4 protein-coding genes, 1 tRNA gene and 1 pseudogene are annotated in these 5,328 nt (G+C 71.3%); 1 reads left to right on the top strand and 5 read right to left on the bottom strand.

Going from position 1 to position 5,328, the window contains the following annotated elements; genetic code table 11:
* On the bottom strand, positions 1 to 1,710 hold a 1,710-nt coding region (locus ACI38Z_RS02805; protein ID WP_439788665.1), incomplete at its 3' end, for a UTRA domain-containing protein.
* Positions 1,711 to 2,014: 304 nt separating this feature from the next.
* Here ACI38Z_RS02805 and ACI38Z_RS02800 point away from each other — a divergent pair.
* Positions 2,015 to 2,443, top strand: a complete 429-nt coding sequence (locus ACI38Z_RS02800) for a hypothetical protein (RefSeq protein WP_439788664.1) — start codon at positions 2,015 to 2,017, stop codon at positions 2,441 to 2,443.
* Positions 2,444 to 2,546: 103 nt separating this feature from the next.
* Here the strand turns inward: ACI38Z_RS02800 and ACI38Z_RS02795 are convergent.
* The 4 genes and pseudogenes from ACI38Z_RS02795 to ACI38Z_RS02780 all read right to left on the bottom strand — a co-directional run.
* A tRNA-Leu gene (locus ACI38Z_RS02795) sits at positions 2,547 to 2,631 on the bottom strand.
* Positions 2,632 to 2,734: 103 nt separating this feature from the next.
* Complete coding sequence (locus ACI38Z_RS02790; RefSeq protein ID WP_439788663.1) at positions 2,735 to 3,778, bottom strand: Ppx/GppA phosphatase family protein; 1,044 nt, start codon at positions 3,776 to 3,778, stop codon at positions 2,735 to 2,737.
* Positions 3,775 to 4,854 (bottom strand): septum formation initiator family protein, encoded by a 1,080-nt coding sequence (locus tag ACI38Z_RS02785; protein ID WP_439788661.1) that lies wholly within the window; start codon positions 4,852 to 4,854, stop codon positions 3,775 to 3,777. Before ACI38Z_RS02785 ends, ACI38Z_RS02790 begins: the two co-directional genes overlap by 4 nt.
* A 184-nt stretch (positions 4,855 to 5,038) precedes the next feature.
* Positions 5,039 to 5,328 (bottom strand): annotated as a pseudogene (locus tag ACI38Z_RS02780) (hypothetical protein); the annotation flags it as partial.

Raw genomic sequence — 5,328 nt, 5'->3', positions numbered from 1 at the left:
GCGGATCGCCTCCTCCTGCGCGTCCAGCTCGCGCGTCGCGCGCTCGTAGTACTCGTCCGTCAGCGCGATGTCGTGCCACTGGACGTTGCCCTCCGCAAACGAGAGGCCCTTGCCCTTTGTGGTGCGCGCGATGACGGCGCGCGGGCGGTCGCCGGGGTTGCGCAGCGCGTCCGCGAGCTGTATCACGTCGTGGCCGTTGACCTCGAGCACGTCAAAGCCAAACGAGGTGAACTTGCGGTTGATTGGGCCGTTGTCCAGCACCTGGGCGGTGGGGCCGTCCAGCTGCATGCCGTTGGCGTCCACGATCACCGTCAGGTTGCTAAGCCGCTTGTATCCAATAAACGCGGCGGATTCCCACACGGAGCCCTCGTCGCACTCGCCGTCGCCCACCACGCAGAACACGCGGCCCGGCAGCCGGCGCCGCCGGAGCGATAGCGCGAGCCCCGCGGCGTAGCCCAGGCCCATGCCCAGGCTGCCGCCAGAAATCTCGATCCCGCGGGAGGGGTCGCGCTGCGGGTGCTTGAAGATCCTCGCGTCCGGGCCAAACAGCCCGCGGTCCACGTCCTCCTGCGATATGAGCCCGCACTTGAGCATCATGGGGTACAGCGCCACGGACGCGTGCGCCTTGCTCACCACAAAGCGGTCGCGCTCCGGCCACGGCGTGCCGTCGCGCCCGGTGTGCATGACCTCGCCAAACAGCACGGCCACGATCTCCGCCATACTGAGCGCGCCGCCAAAGTGGAACGAGCTCCACGGGTAGCGGTGCCCCAGCGCCACCACGCCGCGGCGCACGGCCAGCGCGTCCAGCTCCAGGCGGCGGCGCAGCTCGCGCGTGCGCTCGTCCTCCGGCGCGGCGGGCTCGTGCGTGCGCACGCCGTCGAGCCCCAGCGGCCCCGGGAACCCGTCCGACTGCATGCTGACGCCCACGATGGACTGGTTGGGTCCCAGCCACGTGAGGCTCCACTCGATGGGAGTGGCGTCGGCCAGCTCGATGCGCTGCTCCATCACCATGACCGGGTCGTCCGCGGAGCAGCCAAGGTAACTGCCATGCTCCACCCCGGCGCGGCGGCTCGCGTACTGCATGTGCGAAAGCGTGATCTTGCCGCCGGAGCAGCGCTCCACCGCGTCGAACAGCGACTCCGTCCCAAAGTCCGCCCGCTCCAGCCCGGGGCACGCCGCAAGGTTCTCCCAGCTCTCCTGGCAGACAACGGGATGCCCGCCCACGCTGCGCACCCGCCGCATGAAGAGCGCGGGTGCGCCCTCGTCCAGCTGCAGCTGCATGGCCACGGCCGCGGGCGCGGGCAGCACCTCCTTCTGCAGCACGTGCGTGACGTAGCGCACGCCGCCGTCGCGCAGCGCCGCCGCAAACGAGAAGCTCTTTGCGTTGCCGGGCAGCGCGATCCCGCCGTCCGCCACGATGGTGCCGCTCCCCTTGCGCGTGAGCAGCAGCCCCTCGGCCACCAGCGTGCCGATGGCCTTGCGCACCGTGCCGCGGCTCACGCCAAAGCGCGCCATCAGCTCGGACTCGGACGGGATGTAGCTCCCCCGCCGCCACTCGTGGTTGCGGATCTTCTCGCGCATGATGCGGGCGAGCTGCACGTGCAGGGGATCGGGCGAGCTGGGCGAGAGGAGCGTGGCGCCTTGCCCCGCGGCCGCGTGCGCTTCCGCCCGCGCGTCCGGCGTGGGAAAGCCAAAGTCGGTGTCAGCCATGCGCACCCCCAAGAGACGTCCACGGCCGCGCACGGGGCCGGTCGCAGCGCGCACGGCCGTGTACAGGTTGTGGACAGGACAATTAGTGAACAGGATGACTATACGCCCATGGGGACCCGGCGTTACGCCGCCCTTACGTACGGCCAAATTTCCATCGTGCCGTCACGAGCGCCCGCCCGCCGTCCGCACCGCCGCCACATGGGTACACTAGTGTTCTGTCAGTTGCATGCCGCAGCGCGGCAACGCGCGACGCCGCGCAGCACCACGCACACCACGCACCAACAAGAGCCGCCGGGGGGCCCGCATGAAGTCAATCCGCAAGAACGCACCGTACCTGCTGGTCATCGTCTCGGCCGCGTACGTGCTCTTCTACTTTGTCCGCCTGACGAGCGGCGGCGGCGCGCACTACAGCCCCGTGCTCGACACGCTGCTCGACCTCGTGGCCATGCCCGTGCTGCTGTTCTCGCTGGGCGTGTTCCTGGCGCACAAGCTCAACCCCAACGAGGACGAGGTGCCAGACAGCCAGAAGGCCGTCCGCCACGCCCGCGCCCGCAAGGCAGTCGCCATCGCGATCGCCGCGATCTACGCGGTGCTCGTGGTGCTGGCCGTCGTCACGGCGCTGCCCAACTCGCCGCTTTCCGCCTCCGCCTTCCAGTACGCGCTCATGGTGCTGTTCTGCATCGTGGAGTACGGAGGCTTCCTCTTCGGCATCGTGTACGGGCTGTTCGTGTAGCGCGGGCGGCGCCGCGGCCGGCGCCGCAACCGGCGACAGACATCCCAAAGACAAGGGCGGCGGGCGAGAAGAACGTTCTTCTCGCCCGCCGCTCGTTTGTATCTGGTAGGGGCGGTGGGGTTCGAACCCACAAGACCGAGGTCGGCGGATTTTAAGTCCGCTGCGTCTGCCAATTCCGCCACGCCCCCGCGTGTCGTGCTCGCGTGTCGCTACCTTACCACAGGCCGCGCGCCTGCCTTGCGGCTGTCTGCCGCCGCGGCCCGCACCTGCCGCCGCGGCCTGCGCCCGCGCCTAGCGCAGGGGCGTGAGCTCCGGCTCCCAGCCAAGCGGGTTGGCCGTGCCCTCGGCCGTCGCCGCCGCGCAGATGGAGAGGCCAAACAGCAGGTCGCTCTCGCTCACGGTAAGCCGGTCAAAGTTGACGGCGCGCATGAGCTCCGCCACCGCGATGGCGCCGCCCAGGATCACGGGCGCGCGCTTGGCCTGTATGCCGGGTAGCTTTGCGCGCTCCTCCACAGGCAGCGCGGCCAGGCGGGCCAGCAGGCCCTCCACGTCGCCCAGGCTGAGCTCGGCCAGGTGCACGCGGCGCGGGTCGTACGGCACCAACCCCAGCTTGATGGCCACGAGCGTCGTCACCGTGCCGCCCGTGGTCACGAGGCGCTCCGGGGCGAGGGTCAGGATCTTCTCCTCGCGGACGGCGTCGTCAAACAGCTGGCGCGCCCACGCGCGGGCCGCCATGACCTCCTGGTCCGTGGGGACGTCGTGCGCGCTCAGGAAGCGCTCGGTCATGCGGCGGCAGCCCACGTCCACGGATCGCACGCAGTCAAGCGCAAGCTTGGGCGCCGGCGCGGCACCGGACGTCGCGTCGCCCGCGGCCGCGGCGTCACCCGAACCCGCGGCGTCCATGCGGCCCACGGCCAGCTCCGTGGAGCCACCACCGTTGTCCGCCACCAGGATGCGGTGGCCGGCAAAGTCCTGCGCCACGCCCAAAAACGTGAGCGAGCCCTCCACCGTGCCGGGGATAACCTGCGCGTGCAGGCCGCGGCGGCCCAGCCGGTTGAGCAGCTGGTCGGAGTTGCTGGCGTCGCGCGCGGCGCTCGTCAGCGTGCAGCACACGGTGGGCGCGCCGGCCTCCCGCGCGGCCGCCAGGTACGAGTCGACGCACTCCGTCACGCGGTCCGCGGCGGCGCGGCTGATCGCGCCGGTCTGCGTCAGGCCCTCGCCCAGGTTGCAGATGGTCGACTGCTTGAGCATGCGCGTCACGCGCCCGCCCTCGACGTCCGCCACCGCGAGCCTCGCGGTCACCGTTCCAATGTCTATGCACGCCACGCGCGTCATTTGAGCACCGTCTCCCTGTCGTATCCAAACAGCACGTCGAGCACCTTCACGTACCACGTGCGGTCGTCCTTGTACGTGATGGCCGCGGACGGGTCCTTTCCGTCCTCCTTGAGCCCCGTGACCTTGACGGTCTTCTCGCCCGGGTACACGTAGCCGTTCTTGCGCGCCTGGTCCTCGATGCCGCTCTTGGTCATGAGGGTCTTGACGTCGCTCGAGAGGTCCTTGTTCTGGCTCTTGAGCGCCGCGTACTTTGTCTGCAGGTCCTGCGTGCGGCGCATGGAGGTGTAGTACTGCTGCGCCGGGCCGTACAGCGCGGCCACCAGCGCGGCGACGATGGCGAGGGCCACCCACAGCCGCTTGTGCCGCGCCGCGAAGTCGCGGGCGCTGGCGGCGTGCTCGCGTGCGGACTCCGCGCCGGCCGCGGCCCGCTCGCGCGCCGATGGCGCCTTCCTGCGCGCATCCTCCGCGCGGCCCTCGGCACGGCCATCCGCCGGGCGAGAGGAACGCGCCTCCCGGGCATAGGCCCGTTCGGGACGGGCGCCGGCCTCGGTCCGAGGCGTGCCCGTGGCCCTGCGCGGCGTACCGTGCTCGGACGCGCGGGCGGCGCGGGCCTCGCGGGCGTCGCGCACCTGGTCGTACGTGGCAGAGCGGCGCACGCCGTACGCGGCCTCGCTCTGCGCGAGGGCCTCGTGGTGGTCCGCCGGGGCTGGCTTTGCGGCAGGTGTCGCGGCAGCGGCCGTGGCCGGGGTGGCCGTCGCGGCCCGCCTCGGGGTCGGCTTCGCGACCGGCGTCGCACTCGCGCCCGCGCTTGCGCCCGTGCCCTCGGCCGGGGACACGCACACGTTCATGGCGGGGCGCGGTGCCGCGGCCGCCTGCTGCGAGGAGGCCACGTCCTTCTCGCCCGCGCGGTCGCGCGAGGGGCCGGGGGCCTGGGCCTCGATCATCCTCTTGGTGTTTGTGGTGTGGTGCTTGAGCGGACCGTCCGTCCTGGGAGTGCCGCGACGCGCGCGGCGCCCACCGCTCGCAACCTTTGCCTTGCCTGCGCCTGCCTGGGAGCTGCCGTCTTCGGTCTGCACGGTCCTCCTTCTGCCTTGGGCGCTGCGGGGGCTGAGGGTGGCTGGGCCGCCCTGGGATTTGGGGTTCTGCATGTTCACGCCATCGTCTTCGTTTGAGCTTCGTTTAGGCTGCGCGCCTTGCGCGCGCCTTTAGTTATAGCAGAGGCCGGCGCACCGCCGCCAGCCCCATCCCAAGACCGCAAACTCAGCAGAGACCGTCCGCGGGCGCGTCGGCGGGGCCGTCGGCCGCGGCGTCGGTCGCGGCGCCCTCCCCCGCGTCCCGGCGCTCCAGCCGCTTGGCCTCGCCCCACAGCCGGCTGAGCTCGTCCACGTCCAGCTGGTCCAGGCAGACGCCCCGCTCGCGGGCCATGAGCTCCATCGCACCCCAGCGGGATCTAAACTTGCGGTTGCTTGCGGCCAGGGCCGCCTCCGCGTCGATCCCCTCCCAGCGGGCCACGTTCACGAGCGAGAAGAGCACGTCCCCAAACTCCAGGG

It is taken from the genome of Parafannyhessea sp., from assembly GCF_051876455.1.
In the GTDB taxonomy this organism is placed as follows: Bacteria; Actinomycetota; Coriobacteriia; order Coriobacteriales; family Atopobiaceae; genus Parafannyhessea.
Note: the sequence above shows the minus strand (reverse complement) of the source record. Positions and strands in the feature narration are given on the sequence as shown.

What these genes read in the sequence shown, in the direction of transcription:
- ACI38Z_RS02800 (WP_439788664.1), top strand. Translation starts at nt 2,015, where the DNA reads ATGAAGTCAATCCGCAAGAACGCACCGTACCTGCTGGTCATCGTCTCG.
- ACI38Z_RS02790 (WP_439788663.1), bottom strand. Translation starts at nt 3,778, where the DNA reads ATGACGCGCGTGGCGTGCATAGACATTGGAACGGTGACCGCGAGGCTC.